The organism is Pseudomonas sp. MWU12-2345, from assembly GCF_023242385.1.
Lineage (GTDB): Bacteria > Pseudomonadota > Gammaproteobacteria > Pseudomonadales > Pseudomonadaceae > Aquipseudomonas > Aquipseudomonas gingeri_D.
Map to the genome: position 1 here is coordinate 341,387 of NZ_JALLJA010000005.1, position 16,960 is coordinate 358,346.

General features: G+C 62.5%; 15 protein-coding genes. 5 read left to right on the forward strand and 10 right to left on the reverse strand.

From position 1 onward, the window contains the following. Nucleotides 1–3: 3 nt before the first annotated feature. The 8 genes from M5C71_RS13610 to M5C71_RS13645 all read right to left on the reverse strand — a co-directional run bounded on the left by M5C71_RS13610 (nt 4) and on the right by M5C71_RS13645 (nt 10,134). Nucleotides 4–2,160: a hypothetical protein gene (locus M5C71_RS13610; protein WP_248768035.1), complete on the reverse strand. Its 2,157-nt coding sequence runs from the start codon at nt 2,158–2,160 to the stop codon at nt 4–6. An 11-nt stretch (nt 2,161–2,171) separates the two neighbouring features. After that, entirely contained in the window at nt 2,172–2,909 is a 738-nt protein-coding gene (locus tag M5C71_RS13615; RefSeq protein ID WP_248768036.1) for a hypothetical protein, read from the reverse strand. Then, nucleotides 2,906–3,322: a hypothetical protein gene (locus M5C71_RS13620; RefSeq protein ID WP_248768037.1), complete on the reverse strand. Its 417-nt coding sequence runs from the start codon at nt 3,320–3,322 to the stop codon at nt 2,906–2,908. The genes M5C71_RS13615 and M5C71_RS13620 overlap by 4 nt, the downstream gene beginning before the upstream one ends. Beyond that, nucleotides 3,306–3,770, reverse strand: coding sequence for a prepilin-type N-terminal cleavage/methylation domain-containing protein (locus M5C71_RS13625; protein WP_283093980.1), 465 nt, complete (start codon nt 3,768–3,770; stop codon nt 3,306–3,308). Before M5C71_RS13625 ends, M5C71_RS13620 begins: the two co-directional genes overlap by 17 nt. Next, the gene (locus M5C71_RS13630) at nt 3,770–4,222 is read right to left on the reverse strand and encodes a type IV pilin protein (RefSeq protein WP_248768039.1); all 453 of its coding nucleotides are present in this window, start codon (nt 4,220–4,222) and stop codon (nt 3,770–3,772) included. Before M5C71_RS13630 ends, M5C71_RS13625 begins: the two co-directional genes overlap by 1 nt. Nucleotides 4,223–4,479: 257 nt before the next feature. After that, the gene (locus tag M5C71_RS13635; RefSeq protein ID WP_248768040.1) at nt 4,480–6,117 is read right to left on the reverse strand and encodes an NRAMP family divalent metal transporter; all 1,638 of its coding nucleotides are present in this window, start codon (nt 6,115–6,117) and stop codon (nt 4,480–4,482) included. A 514-nt stretch (nt 6,118–6,631) separates the two neighbouring features. Further along, nucleotides 6,632–8,404: an acyl-CoA dehydrogenase C-terminal domain-containing protein gene (locus M5C71_RS13640; RefSeq protein WP_248768041.1), complete on the reverse strand. Its 1,773-nt coding sequence runs from the start codon at nt 8,402–8,404 to the stop codon at nt 6,632–6,634. 107 nt (nt 8,405–8,511) lie between these two features. After that, on the reverse strand, nt 8,512–10,134 hold the full coding sequence (locus M5C71_RS13645) for an acyl-CoA synthetase (protein ID WP_103496155.1): 1,623 nt from the start codon (nt 10,132–10,134) through the stop codon (nt 8,512–8,514). Between the two features lie 230 nt (nt 10,135–10,364). Between M5C71_RS13645 and M5C71_RS13650 the strand changes: the two genes are divergently transcribed. Both M5C71_RS13650 and M5C71_RS13655 read left to right on the forward strand, forming a co-directional pair. Beyond that, nucleotides 10,365–12,173: a PAS domain S-box protein gene (locus M5C71_RS13650; protein WP_248768042.1), complete on the forward strand. Its 1,809-nt coding sequence runs from the start codon at nt 10,365–10,367 to the stop codon at nt 12,171–12,173. Between the two features lie 37 nt (nt 12,174–12,210). Continuing rightward, a complete protein-coding gene (locus M5C71_RS13655; protein ID WP_103496157.1) occupies nt 12,211–12,846 on the forward strand; it encodes a response regulator transcription factor in 636 nt (211 codons plus the stop codon). Between the two features lie 124 nt (nt 12,847–12,970). Here M5C71_RS13655 and M5C71_RS13660 read toward each other — a convergent pair whose 3' ends face one another. Further along, nucleotides 12,971–13,210: a hypothetical protein gene (locus tag M5C71_RS13660; protein ID WP_248768043.1), complete on the reverse strand. Its 240-nt coding sequence runs from the start codon at nt 13,208–13,210 to the stop codon at nt 12,971–12,973. A 296-nt stretch (nt 13,211–13,506) separates the two neighbouring features. Here M5C71_RS13660 and M5C71_RS13665 point away from each other — a divergent pair, with 296 nt between their 5' ends. The 3 genes from M5C71_RS13665 (at nt 13,507) to M5C71_RS13675 (ending at nt 15,685) form a co-directional block, all read left to right on the forward strand. Continuing rightward, nucleotides 13,507–14,253, forward strand: coding sequence for an SDR family oxidoreductase (locus M5C71_RS13665; RefSeq protein ID WP_248768044.1), 747 nt, complete (start codon nt 13,507–13,509; stop codon nt 14,251–14,253). Between the two features lie 13 nt (nt 14,254–14,266). Then, nucleotides 14,267–15,121: a DJ-1/PfpI family protein gene (locus tag M5C71_RS13670; protein ID WP_103496160.1), complete on the forward strand. Its 855-nt coding sequence runs from the start codon at nt 14,267–14,269 to the stop codon at nt 15,119–15,121. Between the two features lie 81 nt (nt 15,122–15,202). Then, nucleotides 15,203–15,685, forward strand: coding sequence for a nuclear transport factor 2 family protein (locus M5C71_RS13675; RefSeq protein WP_248768045.1), 483 nt, complete (start codon nt 15,203–15,205; stop codon nt 15,683–15,685). Between the two features lie 69 nt (nt 15,686–15,754). Here the strand turns inward: M5C71_RS13675 and M5C71_RS13680 are convergent, their stop codons facing one another. Beyond that, the gene (locus tag M5C71_RS13680) at nt 15,755–16,765 is read right to left on the reverse strand and encodes a helix-turn-helix domain-containing protein (protein WP_247263100.1); all 1,011 of its coding nucleotides are present in this window, start codon (nt 16,763–16,765) and stop codon (nt 15,755–15,757) included. Nucleotides 16,766–16,960 lie beyond the last annotated feature (195 nt).

A 16,960-nucleotide genomic window follows, 5' to 3' on the forward strand; every position in this document is an offset into this window, starting at 1 on the left:
TACTCAAAACGCCCGGATCCAGCGCACTTTCGTCGAGGCCTGGACCGCCCCGCCTCCGCTTCCCGTGGTGGGTTGGGTGGTGACGGTCTGATCGGCGGTGACGCTCGACACGTCGATGGCGATGCCGCCCTGGGAAATAGTGGTTGGGCTGGTGCCATTGTTACCGGTGGACAGCGCGCCTTTGATATTGGTGGTGGCGCCCGAGGTGCTGACCAGGCCCCCGAGGATGACGTTGCCGTACAAGGTCCAGCCGCTGGTGCTCAGTCCGCTGTTGGCTTCAATGGCAATGTTGCCGATGGGCAGGCCGCTGTGGCTGACGTTGGAGGCGTCGGTCCAGGTGGCCAGGGTCCCCGCTGTCTTGTTGCACAGGTTGGTCGGGTAGAACGACCCGCCGCACAGGTTCGTATAGCCGGAGAAGTTCGGCGAGTACAAGGGCACCATGCCGCTGCTGGTCAGGGTGACACTGGCGTTGGTGAGCACGGTATTGGTGAGTCGGGTCAGGCTCTGCACGCCATCGAGGGTGATATTTCCATTGAACCAGAGCACGCCCGGCGGCATGGCCTTGATACCGGTGAAGGTCCATCCGCTGCTGGGTGTCGCGCTGCTGCCGCAACTGGTGTTGCCATAGTTGCAGATCAGGAAGTTGGCCCCCAGCAGGGTACGCATATCGGTGGTCGTCAGGTTGTAGGGGCCCGCCGGCACCGCCGTACCGGCGGCGGTCTTGACGTTCTGGATGGTCAGCATCGGCGTGTTGCCGACAAAGTCGAACACATAGTTGGCCTGGCTTTTCAGGGGCGTGACATCCACCGCGACGGTGGTGATGTTGCAGTACGGCACACCGGGCAGGCCGGGTGAGGCGGTGGCGACGTTCTGCGTCAGGTTCGCCAGGGCGGCGCCGGTGTAGGCCGTGCCGTTCTGGTTGAGCAGCTTGCCGGCGATCTGGCTGGCGGCGGTGAACGATGGCGTGTTGTATTGCGTCACGCTCAAATTGCCGCCGCCCTGGAACTGGCCCACCGTCGCGGTGAGGATCGACACGTCGCTGTTGGCCTTGAGCGCGGTGTAGGTGGCGCTGTAGCCGGTCAACGCCATGGTGTTGCCCCAGAAGGTGCCGACGGTGCCGGTGAGGAAGTTGATATCGCCGCCGTACACCGAGTTGTAGGTCAGCGAAATACTCGCGGGCAGGCTGCTGGTCCCGGAGATCAGCACGGCGCCGGCCGTGGTGCTGATGACCCCGCTGGCTTGGATGACCTTGCTCAGGTCCAGGGTATAGACCGTGCCGTCGGTCAGGGTGATCAGGGCGGTGCCGCTGCCGGCCGCGGTGATCGAGTTGTCGGGGTTTTTCGTGCCGCCAACCAGGGCGGTGCCGATCGTCGAGCCGCCCGAAAGCACGTTGGCCTTGAACGCACCTGCCGTGATCGCCACATAGCTGCCGCCGGACTGGGAGATGGCAATGGACTTGGCGCCCACCGTCAGGTTGACCGGCTGGCTGCTGGAACTCATGGCAAAGGTCCCTTCGGTGTAGAGGGTCGCGTTGTTCGCGATGCCGCCACCGCTGAGGTTGATGCCGCCCTTGGCGCAGCCGGAGACATAGGCGGTCGAGCCGTTGGAAATGGTCAGCACACCGGTCACGGCGATGTTCGCCAGGGTGCTGCCGTTGGTGATCGACAGGCTGCCACCGCTGTAGTTGAAGTTGCCGTTGAACTGCAACGCCGGCGGCAGATTACCGCTGGGAGGCGAGCTCGCGGCACTGGCCGGCGTCAGCACGTAGACCACTTGCACGGTGTTGGTCGCCAGGGTGTTGGTGGCGGTGATGGTGGCGGTGACCAGCGTGCTGCTACCGCTGGCGACCTTGGAAATGATCTGCGCACTGAGCCCGCTGGCGCTGATCGGCAGGTTGCCGACGGTCACATTGGCCAGGGTGCTGTCCTGCTGCAATTGCGCCTGCAAGTACAGGCGCACCCATTCCACGCCACTCCAGACCCGCGATTCCGCCGGCGAAGTGGCGTGTGCCGCCAGTTGTTGCTGCTGGGCGCCGCGTATGCCGTACATCATCCCCAGGGCGGTCACGGTCAGGGCCATGCCGACGAACAGGATCATCAGCGTTGCGGCCATGCCGCGTTGAGCGGCGCGCGGCGATTGGGAAAACGATCGGGCTGGCATCGGGGGCTCGGTCAGGAAGAGGGTTTTTCGAAATTGATCAGGCACGCCGTCGCCTTGCTTTGGACGTAGGCGGGCTGTGGGTTGGTGCTATTGGGGTCCAGTGTGCTGTTGTTGGCGCTCAGGGTGATTTGCAGGCGATAGGCGGTATTGGTGGTGTCGGTGTTACGGCCGTAAGGCCAGCAGGTGGCGAAGCCGACCGAGAACGGCGTGGTGCTCTGGCCGGCGGCGATCAGTGTGGTGCTGGTCCAGGTCGCGCTGCCCCATTGCGCCGAGGCCTGGGTACAAGTGGCCCCGCTATTGATGCTGATCAGGGCGCCGTTGCTGACCAGCAGCCCGGCACAACTGGCTACGGCCGCTGAGCTGGTCTGATAGGACCAGACAATCGCGTTGCCGGTGGTGCCGTTCGGCGCGGCGCTGGTCAGGGTCGGGAAGTTGGCCTGGGCGGTGGCGGTGCCGGTCAGGGTGCCATTGGTCAGGGTGGCGCCGGACAGCAGCACGAAATTGTTGTCGATATCGGAGGTGGCGCGCGCGGTGGGGCTGCCACTCCAGAACCCGCCATTCATCAGTTCACGTTGGGCCGTCAGCAGTCCCGAGGCGACCTGGCCATCCTGGCTGGCGCTCTGGAGCGATGTCACCGTGCTATAGACCAGGTTTTTATACAGCGAGAGCATGGCCAGGATACTGAGCAGGGAAATGACCGTGCCGACCATCAGGCTGATCATCGTGAAGCCACGTTGCGTACGGCTCATGGCTCGTCTCCGACGCGGATGATGCCGCCAAAAATACCGCTGTCCTGGGTGCGGGTGGTCAGCACCACCGAACTCTGCGGCGCACCGCCGGTGAGGACGCTGGTGCCGACGGTGACGGCAGCGGGGCTGGTGCAGGTCGCGACGATCGGCTGGGTCGTGGTCTGGGTGGGAAGGGACACGACGAGCAGGGCGGCGTTGGTTGTGCACAACAGCGCGCCATTCTGCTCCAGCAGGCTGCGCATCTGGCTGACCACGATATTTTCCAGTTTCATGTCGCGCTGGCTCACCGCAGCCCTCGACGCGATATAGGTGATCCCCAGGCCGATGATTGCCATCAGCAGGATGCCGACCAGTGCCTCGATCAGGATATCGCCGCGTTGCGGCTTTGCGGCCGACCTAGATGAGCGGGACATTGACTGCAATCTCGCTGCCTGCCGTGACTTGAAGGGTGCCGGTGGTGCATGAGCCGCTGCTGACCGCGAAACCGCGGTTGTTGAAGGCGACACAGGCCAGGTTGACGCTGGCGACCTGGATAACGGCGGCGGCCGGGAGCGGGGCGCTCCAGAGGAGTGATGTGGTCGCGGTACAATCGATGGTCTGCCCGGGAGTGAGGCTCAATAACTTGAGGCTCTGGCCGGAGACGCACAGCACGGCGGCGGGTGCGGTGTCCTGCACCTTGCCCGGGTTGCGCAGGGCGATCGACTTGGCGCGACTGAGTCCTTGTTTCACGAGGCCGGCGGCATCGCGCTGATAGGCGCTGTTGGTCCACGACTGGGTCAAGGGCACCCCCACTACCAGCAAAAGCGCGAACACGGTAATCGTGATCATCAACTCGATCAGAGTGAAGCCACGGCTGTGCATTACAGCCAACTGCTATACGGACTGCAGGAGGAGAGGTTGCGATTGTTACCCTGGTCCAGGGTCAGGACGCAGCCACTGACAGTGGCGCCGGTACCCGTGGCGGTCACAGTGTAGGTTGTGGCGGTGGAACTGAGGGAATAGCTGAAATTGCTGGACTGGCTGGGTTGCCAGCCTGACGTCGGGCTGGTGCAGGGCGACGGGCTGCCGAGCAGCACGCATTGGATCTGGGTGACACCGCTGGCGGTCGAGACCGGGTACACCAACTGTTTCTGGTAATAGTTTTCCAGGTTGAGGCTCAATGCGACCAGATCCGCCTCGGCCGACTTGAGGTTGCTCTTGGTGATGTAACTGTTATAGGCCGGAAGGGCGATGGCGGCGAGGATCGCGACAATGGCGACCGTGATCATCATTTCGATCAGGGTAAACCCCGATTGTATTCTGGCGTTGTTCATAGGCACTTCATCGGCAATTTTATTGGCGTTTACCCGGTGACCGACTGGTCACGCGTCATTATGACATCATTGAATGACGGTTCGGGAATCGAGCCGACAGGAACGATCCGGCCTGATGAATCTTTCATTATCGGTCTTATTCCAGGACCTTCTGCTGATCTCCATCACTCCGCAGGCCGATCGATCAACCGAGCGGAGCCTTGCTCAGGGCAGGGCTCCGTTCGGTCCGATTCATCGGTACGTTCAACGCAAAGCCTTTACGCCATCGCCAACTGCACCACCTTGAAAATCACCATTCCCATGGCGACGACCAGATAGCCGCGCAGCACGCCCATCCAGATGCGATTGCGTTGTGACAGGATCATGGGCTTGAGCTGGCCCAGTGGCGGCATGCGCCAGGAGTTCAACATTTCCTGGGTGACGGGGGGTGTTTTGTGGGGCAGGCCCACCTTGTCCACGGCTTCGCGGGCATGCAGCACGTTGACAGCGATGGCGATGACCAGGCCCACGACACCACCGCCAATCAGTATATCGGTGATGGTTTCACCGGACATGTCCGGGAAGGCCACGGCCGAGGTCAGGACCACGGACAACAGCACGAGTATCGCGACGATGACCGCGGTCACCAGATTGGTGAAGCGCTTGTTTACCCAGGGGCCGAGTACTTCCTTGTCATTACACAGCAGCAGGAACACCGTGGCGCTGGGCAGCAGGACGCCGGCCAGGGTCTGTACCGCGTTGGTCAGCAGGCCCAGCGGGACGCCGGGGATCAGCACCAGGGCGGCGGCGACGGCGATCAGGCCACAGTACATCAGGTAGAAGCCCTTGGCATCGCCGGGTTTGCGGTGCAGCGAGTGCTTCAGGCTCAGGACATCACCCAGGGCGTAAGCGGTCGACAGCGACACGGCCATGGCCCCGATGATACTGGCGTCGATCAGGGCGACCGCGAACAGCACGCCCGGCAGGCGCCCGTGGTACTTGGCGATACCGGCGGCAATGGCGCCGGCGTCGGTGAAGTTGCCGAACTCCGGGTTACCGACGAAGACCTGCGCGGTGAAGGCAATCATCGCCACCGCGCCGATCACCACCAGGGCGATGCCCAGCCACAGGTCGGCGCGTTCGTACTTGATGAAGCGTGGGGTGATGCGCTTATCGATCACATAGCTTTGCTGGAAGAACAACTGCCAGGGCGCCACGGTGGTGCCGACGATCCCGATGATCAGCAGCAACACTTCCGACAGCTTGCCGTCAGCCGGCAGTTGCGGGGTGAAGAAGTCATGGGCGACCTGGGTCATGGGCGGGTGGATCATCAGGAAGATCGGCACCAGCAGCAGGCTGCCGAAGACCAGGACCAGGGCGAACCGTTCGAAGCGCCGGAAGTTGCCCGTGCACGCCGCCAGCATGATGAACACCGCTGCCAGGCACACGCCGGCCACCTTGGGCACCCCGAGGAAATCCATCCCCAGGCTGATGCCGATGAACTCGGTGACGATGGTCAGGGCGTTGAGGATAAACAGGTCGATGGCACTGAACGCGCCCCAGAACTTGCCGAAGCGGTCGAGGATCAGGCGGGCATGGCCGACACCGGTCACCACACCGAGGCGCAGGACCATCTCCTGGTTGACGTAGAGCACCGGGATCAGCAGGGCCAGGGTCCACAGCAACAGCGTGCCGTAGTTCTGGCCGGCCTGGCCGTAGGTGCTGAAGGCGCCGGCGTCGTTGTCGCCGACCATGACGATCAGGCCTGGGCCGAGGATGGCCATCAGGGTCTTGAGGCGATGCATCCAGCCGTTGCGTGGGGCGACATCGTCATGGCGGATGGTGCCGAAGGCTCCGCGGATATCGCCGATATGGGCGCTGTCGAGGACAGCGGATTGGGCATTCAAGTTGGACATGGTGAGTTCCTCCAAAGCGTGGCATTGGCAGCCGCTTTCGATTCCCATCGGACAGGCGAGCACGGGTCTTCCTTCTCCTGGCCACAATCCGTGGGCTTTGTTGGAGACGAAATGACAGGCATTCCTGGCGTTACGGGAAACGCAATAAATTGGGTTGTTCAACCGCTGACCGAGGTCGGTCGGGGTTGCTTGGAGGTCACACGGAAGGGAACTGCGTAAAGCGCGGGGCGTTCGAGCGGGGGGAGATCAACCAGGGTCAGTCCTACCTGCCAGGCGGCACCATTCCAGTCAGTGTGACCGGCCTACTAGAGCTGGGGTCCATAGGAGTTCTCCGTGGTTATTTCGGCGAATGTAACCAAATGTGAGAGAGAATGGCGAGTAAAAATTTATGAATTTTTTATCGGCATTTCGACCTGGTCAACGCCGAAGACATGGCGGGTGCGGATCAGCAGTTCGCCCGTTGGAACAAGCCGGCGGCAAGGCGATGACGGGTCTCACTCGCCGCCGCGTCGCCTCAGAACTGCTCGGCCTCCAGTCCGAACAATGAAGCGCTGCCCGCGCGGATGCTCTGTTCCAGACTCAGGATGCGCGGCAGCAACCGGCTGAAATAGAACCGCGCGGTTGCCCGTTTCGCTCCGTAAAATCCAGGTTCCTCGCTGTGCTTGTCCTGCGCGACCCGGTCCATGCGCGCCCAGAGATAGGCGTAGGCGACATAACCCAACAGGTGCAGGTATTCGACGCAGGCACTGCCGATGGTGTTGGGGTCGTCCACGGCTTGCTCCTGCAACCAGTCGCTGAGGCTTTCCAGGCGTTGCACCGCGTCCAGCAGATCGTCGGCGTAGGCTACGCCGGGCTGCGCGGCGTAGTGGCGGATCTCGGCGATGAACAGGCGCAAGGCGACACCTGCGTTTCCCAGCACCTTGCGGCCCAGCAGGTCGAGGGCCTGGATACCGTTGGTGCCTTCGTAGATCTGCGCGATGCGCACGTCCCGCACCAACTGTTCCTGGCCCCATTCGCGGATATAGCCGTGACCGCCGAAAATTTGTTGGCCGTGGATGCAACTGTCCAGGCCGGTGTCGGTGAAGAACGCCTTGGCCACCGGGGTCAGCAGGGCGACCAGGGCCTCGGCGTTGTGCCGCTCATCAGGCTGGTCGGAGAATTTGGCCAGGTCCAGTTGCTGGCCGACATAGCTGGCGAACGCGCGGCCGCCTTCGGTCATGGCCTTCATGCTGAGCAGCATGCGCCGCACGTCGGGGTGGACGATGATCGGGTCGGCGATCTGGTCCTTGGCCACTGCCCCGCCCGGGGCGCGGCTTTGAATGCGTTCGCGGGCATAGCTCCGGGCGTTCTGGTAGGACGCTTCGGCGCAACCGATACCCTGGATGCCGATGGACAAGCGCTCGTAGTTCATCATGGTGAACATGGCCGCCAGGCCCTTGTTGGCTTCGCCGATCAGCCAGCCGCTGGCGCCGTCGAAGTTCATCACGCAGGTGGCGGAAGCCTTGATGCCCATCTTGTGCTCGATCGAGCCGCAGCTGACGGCGTTGGCGGCGCCCAGGCTGCCTTCGGCCTCGACGAGGATCTTCGGCACCAGGAACAACGAGATGCCTTTGGCGCCTGGCGGTGCATCCGGCAGCTTGGCCAGCACCAGGTGGATGATGTTCTCGGTCAGGTCCTGTTCGCCACCGGTGATAAAGATCTTGCTGCCGCTGATGCGATAGCTGCCGTCGGCCTGGGGTTCGGCGCGGGTGCGGATCAGGCCCAGGTCGGTGCCGGCATGGGCTTCGGTCAGGCACATGGAGCCGGCCCAGCGGCCCTCGTACATCAGCGGCAGGAAGCGCTCTTTCAGCGCCTCGCTGGCATGGGCGTCGATGGCCAGGCAGGCGCCGGAAGTCAGCGCCGAATACAGGGCGAAACTGGAGTTGGCGCCGTAGAGCATTTCTTCGAATTGCACGGCGAGCATCTTCGGCATGCCCATGCCGCCGAACTGCGGGTTGCCGCTGAGGCCGACCCAACCGCCTTCGAGATAGGTGGCATAGGCGTCCTTGAAGCCTTTCGGGGTGCTGACCTGGCCGCCGTGCCATTGGGCGCCTTCTTCGTCGCCGCTACGGTTGAGGGGGGCGATCAGATTGCCAGTGACCTTGGCCGCCTCTTCAAGAATCGCGTCGGCGGTCTCCGCATCGACAGTCTCGGCCAGGGCCGGCAGGCGGGCCCAGAGTTGGCTGGCGTTGAAAACTTCATGTAATACGAAGCGCATGTCGCGCAGGGGGGCGTTGAACTCGGGCATGGCGTTAAACATCCTGCAAACAGGGGATGGAGACACGGCCGCGGCCGCGCCATGGGCGATGCGTATTACCCCGGACGTCGACAACGGCCGGGGAGGATAGGGAAAGGCTAGAGGTTTTTCGCCATATCGCGCAGGACGAACTTCTGGATCTTGCCGGTCGAAGTCTTGGGCAACTGGGTGAAGATCACGGTCCGCGGAACTTTGAAACCGGCCAGATGCTCGCGACAGAAGCTGATGATCTCGGCTTCACGCACGTCCGGGTGATGGGCCTTGAGGGTGATGAAGGCGCATGGCGTCTCCCCCCATTTTTCATCCGGACGGGCCACCACCGCGGCTTCCAGCACCGCCGGGTGGCGATAGAGCACGCCTTCGAGTTCGATGGTGGAGATGTTCTCGCCGCCGGAAATGATGATGTCCTTGAGCCGGTCGCGGATCTCCACGTAACCATCCGGATGGGTCACCGCCAGGTCGCCGGTGTGGAACCAGCCGCCTTCGAAGGCTTCGGCCGTGGCGCTGGGGTTCTTCAGGTAACCCTTCATCACCGTGTTGCCGCGCATGAAGATCTCGCCGATGGTCTGTCCATCGGCGGGGACCGGCTCCAGGGTTTTCGGATCGGCCACCATCAGCCCTTCCAGGGTCTGGTAGCGCACGCCCTGGCGTGCCTTGACCTGCGCGCGTTCTTCCAGCGGCAGTTCATCCCAGGCCTCATGCCAGGCGCAGATGGTCACCGGGCCATAGACCTCGGTCAGGCCGTAGACGTGGGTGACCTTGATACCCATGGCTTCCACGGCGCCAATCACCTTGGCCGGTGGTGCGGCGCCGGCGACCAGGGCGTTGACCGGGTGATCGATCGCGGCCTTGGCCGACTCGGGCATGTTCACCAGGGCGTTGAGCACGATCGGCGCGCCGCTCAGGTGGGTGATCTGGTGTTCACGGATCAGGTTGAGGATCTTCTGCGGGTCGACCCGGCGCAGGAACACATGCACCCCGGCCATCGCGGTGACCACCCAGGGATAGCACCAGCCGTTGCAGTGGAACATCGGCAAGGTCCAGAGGTACACCGGGTGGTTGCCCATGCTCCAGATCATCTGGTTGCCGAGGGAGCTGAGATAGGCGCCGCGATGGTGATAGACCACGCCCTTGGGATTGCCGGTGGTGCCTGAGGTGTAGTTCAAGGCGATGGCCTGCCATTCATCCTGCGGCCACTGCCAGTCGTAGGCCGGATCGCCTTCGGCCAGCAGCGCTTCATAGTCCAGGTCGCTGACGGCCTGGCCTTCGCCGTATTCCGGGTCATCGACATCGATCACCAGTGGTGGGTGGTCGAGCATGCCGATGGCGGCCTGCACCACGTCATGGAACTCGCGATCGGCGATCAGTACCTTGGCTTCGCCATGGGCCAGCATGAAGGCAATGGCTTCGGCATCCAGGCGCACGTTGAGGGCGTTGAGTACCGCGCCGATCATCGGCACGCCGAAGTGGGCTTCGAGCATGGCCGGTATGTTCGGCAGCATCACCGCCACTGTGTCATTACGGCCGATGCCGCGTCCGGCCAGTGCCGAGGCCAGGCGCCGGCAGCGTGCGTAGGTCTGGGCCCAGGTGCGGCGGATCGAGCCGTGGATCACGGCGGGGTAGTCGGGGTAGACCTTGGCAGTACGCTCGATAAAGCTGAGCGGAGACAGGGCAATATGATTGACGGCCGTTGGCGCGAGGCCTTGCTCGTAGATGGACATGGTTCGGGTACCCGGTGGCTGATTATTAGCTCTATGTCCGAGGCGTTCGGTCTTTACCGACCCCTCGATGACTTATCCGGGGTGTTTTATATAATGTTTGCGGATAGGTATGGAAGTACTACCTGAGTTGTATAGTATATCTACTATAAAAATTTCAAGGCTCAAATCATGACCTCTGCACTGCCCGTGAAGTCGCTGCCGGCCCGGCCTTTCTCCAGGTGGTGGCCGCGATGATGTCCGCCTCCATTGGCCTGGTGCAGGGTTCGCCTTTACTGGAACATGATCCGCAGCCGAGCCTGCTGCTCGATGCCGGGGCACGACCGTTGGCGCTCAACGGGGCGCTGCTGGCGTTGCTCGAACAACAGCCATTGGCCGATGCCATGAGCCTGTTGCCGGTCAATCATCTGCCGCTGGTGCGGGCCTGCCTGGAACAGCAACGGGCCATCGAAGGGGTCGAGGCGCAATTCGAGCAGCGGATCCTGATCTGGACCTTTATTCCCGAGCCGCGGGAGAACCGTGTGCTGGCGCGTTGTCGCGAAGCCACCGCACAGGTCCTTGCCGAGCGCGAGTCGGCCACGGCCAGGCGTCTCTATCGCCTGATCACGGAAAACACCACCGACCTGATTTCCCGGCATACCCCCGATGGCTGTTTTCTCGATGCCTCCCCGGCGTCCTGGACCTTGCTCGGTTATTGGCCCGAAGCGTTGCGCGGCCGCCCGGCCCACAGCCTGTTCCATCCCCAGGGCCTGGCCGGCCTGATGCACCGCACCCGTGATGCCCTGGAGCAGGACGGTTATCACACCATGACCTATCGCATCCGTCATCGCGACGGTCATTACCGGTGGTTCGAGACCGCCTGCCGCGCCATCCGCGAAACCTATACCGGGTCGGTGGTGGAAGTGGTCAGTGTGTCCCGGGACATCACCGCCCGGGTCCAGGCCGAAGAAAACAAGCACCGGCTGGCGGAGGTGGTGGAAGCCAACCCTGACCCGGTGTTGTTCATCGAGCCCAGTGGCGATGTCACTTATCTCAACCCGGCGGCCCGGCGCACCCTCAAGCTCGGCGAGCAGTCGGCGATGCCGAGCCTGGGCGAATTTCTGGCCGCCGATGTCTTGGCGGCTCTGCAGCGCGAGGGGTGGAGTCGTGCCGAACGGGATGGTCGCTGGAGCATCGAGGCCCGCTTGCAAGCCCTCGATGGCGCTACCTCGGTGCCGGTATCCCTGATGCTGCTGGCGCATCGCTCGGCCAGCGGCGAACGTTTCTACTCCCTGGTCGCTCACGACCAGACCGAGCGCGAATTGCGCGAGGCCCAGCAGCGTCACCATCAGGACGAACTGGCCCACACCGCAAGGCTGGTGACCCTGGGCGAGCTGGCCTCGGGCATCGCCCACGAGATGAATCAGCCATTGGCGGCGGTGGTCAATTACGCCAGTGCCAGCCAGCGTTATTTGCAGGCCCTGGATAGCAATCCGCAGGCGGTCGAGCGGGTAGCCCAGGGCTTGGAGCGTATCGCCGTACACGCCAATCACGCCTCCGAGGTGATCAAGCGGCTGCGCGCGTTCCTGCGCAAAGGGCGGCGGCGCATGCAGGCCCTGGATATCAGCGAAGTGGCTCGCGACACGGTGCGCTTGTGTGCCTGGGAAGCCAGTGCCTGCCAGGTGACGATCGAGGAGCGCCTGCCGGATAATCTGCCGCCGGTTTATGCCGACCGGGTGCTGCTGGAGCAGGTCTTGCTCAACCTGTTGCGCAACGCCATCGATGCCAACCGCGAGGTGCACCCGCGGCAGGCGTCGCGGATCATCCTGGCGGCCGAGCGCGGTGCTGATGGTGGCGTGGAGGTGAGTGTCAGCGACCAGGGCCCCGGTGTTTCCCCGGCGCAGTTGGAACAGATCTTCACCCCGTTCTACACCAGCAAGGCCAACGGCCTGGGCCTCGGGCTGTCGATGAGTCGCAGCATCCTCGAAGGCTTTGGTGGTGAGTTGCAGGCGCAGCCCATGGCCAGCGGCCTGCGGATGCGCTGCCGTTTGCCGGCGCAATAAGGTGCCGGCCGAAAAGAACAACAACAGGAGTAACGCAATGGTGAGTGTGGCGCAGCAGCTGGTCTATGTGGTTGACGATGACCAGGGCATGCTCGACTCGACGGTCTGGCTGCTGGAGTCGGTCGGCCTCAAGGCGCTGCCCTTCACCAGTGGACGGGACTTTCTCGAGGCCTGCGACGCCCGCCTCAATGCCTGCGTGCTGCTGGATGTGCGCATGCCGGGCATGGGCGGCTTGAATGTGCAGGAAGAGATGAGGGCGCGGGATATCCGCTTGCCGGTGATCTTTGTCAGTGGCCATGCCGATGTGCCGATCGTGGTGCGGGCGTTCAAGGCCGGTGCCCACGACTTTATCGAAAAGCCCTATAACGAACAGTTGCTGCTCGACAGCGTGCAGCAGGCCTTGAGCCGGGCCGACGACAGCCAGACGCTGAGCGAAGGACAGGCCCGGGTCCAGGCCCGGCTGGACAGCCTGACCCCGCGAGAGCGCGATGTGTTGTTACCGTTGGTGCAGGGTTACGCCAACCGGGAAATAGCCGAGCAGTTGGGGGTCAGTGTGAAGACCATCGACCTGTATCGCTCCAGGGTCATGAAGCGCATGGAGGCGCAGAGCCTCCCGGATCTGGTGGGGATGGTGATTGCGGTGGGATTGGTGGATCCGTTGAGGTTGCGTTGAGGCTTCAGCGGTGAGCTCCGTGGGTGCCTGAAATTATTTCTAACCACGATGGGCGATATGGATCTTGTTGCCATCCGGGTCACGAAGGTAGGCACCGTATGTGCTGTTAGCCGTGGACTGAAACTCATGACAGCTGCTTCAGCTTCGCCTCCACGGCATCGTCAAAAATGATGTAGAGCGCTTCGATATCGGCTGGCCGCAAGCGCTTGGCACTTTCCAAACCGCCGATAAACGTAATCTGAATGGCCCTTTCAGCCTCCAGGTCCGCGATGGTGCTGGCGGCATTGAGCGCCCTGACCAGGTCGCTGACAGGATCTCGGATGGGTTTTGGAAGTCGTAACAGGTCGAGCCTTTCTTGAGGCATGTCTTCCTTAACCGTTTGAATTTAATGGTTAATATTGATTTTTATATGGAGTGAAAATTGGAGTGTCTTTCGAAATTACACTCCACTGTAACACCCATTTGAACTCGATCTGATAACCGATCCACACTCATTGCATATCCCCTATGTGGCGTTTTTTGAGGGTTATACGACCTTTACGCCATCAAGAGCCTGTTTCCATAATTTGCCCGGGAAATCGAGCGCAGACATGCGCATAACCGTGATGACGCCGTGACCTTTCGGCTTGACCAATCACGAGGCAGAGAAGGGGACAGAAGATGAGGCTCAAGAACAAATCGGTTTTGATCACCGGCGGTACCAGTGGCATCGGTCTCGCCACCGCCAGGCTCTTCGTTGCGGAAGGCGCGCGGGTCGCGGTGACCGGTCGCGATATTGCCGTATTTGAGCGTGTGCAGGCCGAGCTGGGCGAGAACGCGCTGGTGCTCCAGGGCGACGTACGTTCGCTCAAGGATATGCGGGCGATTGCCGCCGAGGTGAAAGAGCGGTTCGGCGGCCTGGATGTCGTGTTTGCCAACGCCGGTCGAGCATTCCCGTCGGCACTCAACGACATCGACGACGACCTCTATGAGGAAATCATGGACATCAACGTCAAGGGCGTGGTGGTCACGCTTCAGGCGGTGCTGCCTGACTTGCGGGAGGGCGCTTCGGTCATTCTCAACACCTCGTTCGTCGCGCAGACCGGCAAGCATGGTATCTCCCTGACCGCCGCGGCGAAGGCGGCCGTGCGATCACTGGCGCGCAGTTGGTCCTACGAATTTCTCGACCGGAAAATCCGCTTCAACGCGATTGCGCCCGGTGCGATGGACACGCCCCTGATCAGCAAGTGGGGCATGTCCGATGAGTGGGTTCGCGAGCGTAAGGCCGAGTTCGCCCAGGCGGTTCCGGTGGGCCACATGGGCAAGGCCGAGGACATTGCGTACGCGGCGCTCTATCTCGCCAGCGACGAATCTTCCTATGTGGTCGGCACCGAACTGGTGGTCGATGGCGGTGCCTCGCAACTTTAAAGGAGAAGTTATCGTGACCGACCATAGCGAAAACAACGCCACCGGTGAGCGCCCACTCAGCACGGGGAGTTCCCGCCGCGATGTGCTCAAGTTCGGCGGCATCGTCACCCTCGGCTCCCTCCTGGGCGGCGGAGCCCTGCTTGGCCGTGCCGCTCCCGCTCTTGCGCAGGCCGGCAGCGGGGGAGAGCTGGCCCCGAACGAACCCCTGAATATTCTGATCGTGAATTACGACGGCGGCACGCTGCTCGATTTCGCCGGCCCCAGCGAGATTTTTCACCGGCTACCCAATACCAAGGTTCGTTATGCGAGCCTCAATGGCGGCAATGTGACCCTCGAATTCGGGGTCGTGTATGGCAACACTGAACGACTGGCCGACATTGAGAGGACCGACCTGCTCCTGGTCCCAGGCGGCTCTGATTTGTCGGCACCGATGCGGCCGGAGTACCAGGCACAGATCCTGCGCCTGGCGGAAAGCGCCAAGCATATTACGTCGGTCTGCAACGGATCGCTCGTGCTCGCCGCCACGGGCATTCTCAAGGGCAAGCGCAGCGCCTGCCATTGGGCCTTCGTCAACAAGCTGACTGAATACGGAGCCATCGCTGTTCCTGATCGCTTCGTCGAGGACGACAACGGCCGATTCATGAGCGGCGGCGGCGTGACGGCGGGCATCGACTTCGCGCTTCGTGTTGCCGCGAAGTTGCGTGGTCAACAGGCCGCCGAATTCACGCAACTGGCGATCGAATATGACCCCGCTCCGCCGTTCCATTCCGGTCATCCCAGGGACGCTCGGCCAGAAGTCATCGCGATGGTCGACAAAGAACTGCCCGGTGCATCCAAGGGGCTCGCGCGAATACCCGGCGTTCGCTGAAACGCTGCCAGGCAATGTGGGCTGCACCTGCCCAATCGGGTGCAGCCCTCTTCCATTCAAGCCAATATCGGAAATCATCAGATGCGACAGATCCGTCTTTGTGCGGCTGCCCTTGCAGTCGGCTTCTCCTTTTTCGCCTTTACCCTGCCGGCCACTGCCGGTGAACCACCGCGTCCGCCCGAAGCGGCCATCAAGGCCGAGAACGCCCGATGGGCGCAGGCCTTCGCGCGAGGTGACTATGAGGCGATAGGTCGCCTCTATACGGAGGATGGCGCCCTCTTGCCGCCCGGGGGCGACCGAGTTATCGGCGCCCGCGCGATCACCGAATACTTCGCCAAGGGCTATGCCGGATCCCAGCCTGGCAGCGTATCTTTCAGCAATTACGAGTTCTACGGTGACGATCAGGCGGTTACCGAAGTTTCGGAGGCCGATGTCCGTGATCACAGTGGCGCGCTCAAGTTTCGCGGTAAACAGATCCTGGTCTTCCTGAAGCAGGGTGGCGTCTGGAAGCTGCACCGCGACATGTGGAGTGATTACGGCCCCCTGAAACCTGACGCGCGTTGAGCGCCCGGTTCTGACAACAGTGGCCCTGGTGGCCACTGACTAGGCTACGCGCGCGGATAGGGCGTCGATCTATCCGCGCTCACCGCTCAATCGGCTCTCGCGACGGACCGATTGCGGCGGATGTCCGTGCAGTTTGACGAAGGCCCTGCGCATCCGTTCCGGATCGCTGAAGCCCACCGCCAGGGCAATCTGTTCGATCGGTTCGCTGCCATCGCGCAGGCGCAGGCACGCCGCTTCAACGCGCAAGCGCTCGACCGCCTTGGCCGGCGTTTCACCGGTTTCCCGGCGAAAGGCCCGTCCGAATTGTCGCAGGCTCAATCTGGCCGCATCGGCGAGCCGCTCGACAGGTAGCGCTTCAGCCAGATGTTCCCTGGCGAAATTCAGCGCGATGCGGATGCGATCCGACTCCGGCTCCATTTGTGACATGGCGGAGAATTGCGACTGGCCTCCCGGTCGACGATAGGGCACGACCAGCAGCCTGGCGGTGGCACGCGCCACTTCCGCGCCCATATCCTGTTCGATCATGGCAAGCGCCAGGTCGATGCCGGCGGCGATGCCCGCGGATGTCCAGATATGTCCGTCCGCTATATAAATACTGTTCCCCCCGACCTTGATGCCAGGGAAGCGCGACTGCAATTGAGCGGCGTACAGCCAGTGCGTCGTGGCCCGGCGTCCGTCCAGCAGGCCGGTTTCCGCCAGCAGGAATGCCCCGGTACACACGCTTCCCACCCGCGAGGCCTTGGCCCCCAGTTTCTTGGCGGCGGCGATGTTTTCCGCTGTCCGCATCGGCTCGATATCGCCACCAATGAACAGGATGGTGTCAAACCTGCGCCTACCTGCCGACTGGGTCTCGATCGGAAGGCCAGTATTGCCAGGCACTGACCCTCCCGCCTGCGAGATGACCTGGAGATCATAGGGGGTATGGCCGGCGGCGGTGACCACCTGATTGAACGCCGAAAGGGGGCCGGCAAGATCAAGAGCATCATGGCCATGGCAAACGAAGAATCCGACTCGATGCATGATGAGGTCACTCAAAATCCGGGAGGGCGTATTTTGCGGGAAACCCTCGGATAGCGCCATGGCAGATCATTGCCTTCCACTGATGCAGAAGTCCTCGCGCTTGGCATGAGTGAGCACTGCCGCTGTCCGAGTGTGACGTTTCGTCGCTCCCATCGAGGCCGAGAATATTGATCTGAGTCAAGGTTAGCCGTCTTCGCCGTCGGGACAATTCCGCCATCCCTGCGAGTGCCCATCATGCCAGGCCCCTTCGATTTT

What these genes read in the sequence shown, in the direction of transcription:
- M5C71_RS13620 (WP_248768037.1), bottom strand. Translation starts at nt 3,322, where the DNA reads ATGTCCCGCTCATCTAGGTCGGCCGCAAAGCCGCAACGCGGCGATATC.
- M5C71_RS13660 (WP_248768043.1), bottom strand. Translation starts at nt 13,210, where the DNA reads ATGCCTCAAGAAAGGCTCGACCTGTTACGACTTCCAAAACCCATCCGA.
- M5C71_RS13675 (WP_248768045.1), top strand. Translation starts at nt 15,203, where the DNA reads ATGCGACAGATCCGTCTTTGTGCGGCTGCCCTTGCAGTCGGCTTCTCC.
- M5C71_RS13640 (WP_248768041.1), bottom strand. Translation starts at nt 8,404, where the DNA reads ATGCCCGAGTTCAACGCCCCCCTGCGCGACATGCGCTTCGTATTACAT.
- M5C71_RS13650 (WP_248768042.1), top strand. Translation starts at nt 10,365, where the DNA reads ATGATGTCCGCCTCCATTGGCCTGGTGCAGGGTTCGCCTTTACTGGAA.
- M5C71_RS13610 (WP_248768035.1), bottom strand. Translation starts at nt 2,160, where the DNA reads ATGCCAGCCCGATCGTTTTCCCAATCGCCGCGCGCCGCTCAACGCGGC.
- M5C71_RS13625 (WP_283093980.1), bottom strand. Translation starts at nt 3,770, where the DNA reads ATGCACAGCCGTGGCTTCACTCTGATCGAGTTGATGATCACGATTACC.
- M5C71_RS13665 (WP_248768044.1), top strand. Translation starts at nt 13,507, where the DNA reads ATGAGGCTCAAGAACAAATCGGTTTTGATCACCGGCGGTACCAGTGGC.
- M5C71_RS13680 (WP_247263100.1), bottom strand. Translation starts at nt 16,765, where the DNA reads ATGGCGCTATCCGAGGGTTTCCCGCAAAATACGCCCTCCCGGATTTTG.
- M5C71_RS13615 (WP_248768036.1), bottom strand. Translation starts at nt 2,909, where the DNA reads ATGAGCCGTACGCAACGTGGCTTCACGATGATCAGCCTGATGGTCGGC.
- M5C71_RS13635 (WP_248768040.1), bottom strand. Translation starts at nt 6,117, where the DNA reads ATGTCCAACTTGAATGCCCAATCCGCTGTCCTCGACAGCGCCCATATC.
- M5C71_RS13645 (WP_103496155.1), bottom strand. Translation starts at nt 10,134, where the DNA reads ATGTCCATCTACGAGCAAGGCCTCGCGCCAACGGCCGTCAATCATATT.
- M5C71_RS13655 (WP_103496157.1), top strand. Translation starts at nt 12,211, where the DNA reads ATGGTGAGTGTGGCGCAGCAGCTGGTCTATGTGGTTGACGATGACCAG.
- M5C71_RS13630 (WP_248768039.1), bottom strand. Translation starts at nt 4,222, where the DNA reads ATGAACAACGCCAGAATACAATCGGGGTTTACCCTGATCGAAATGATG.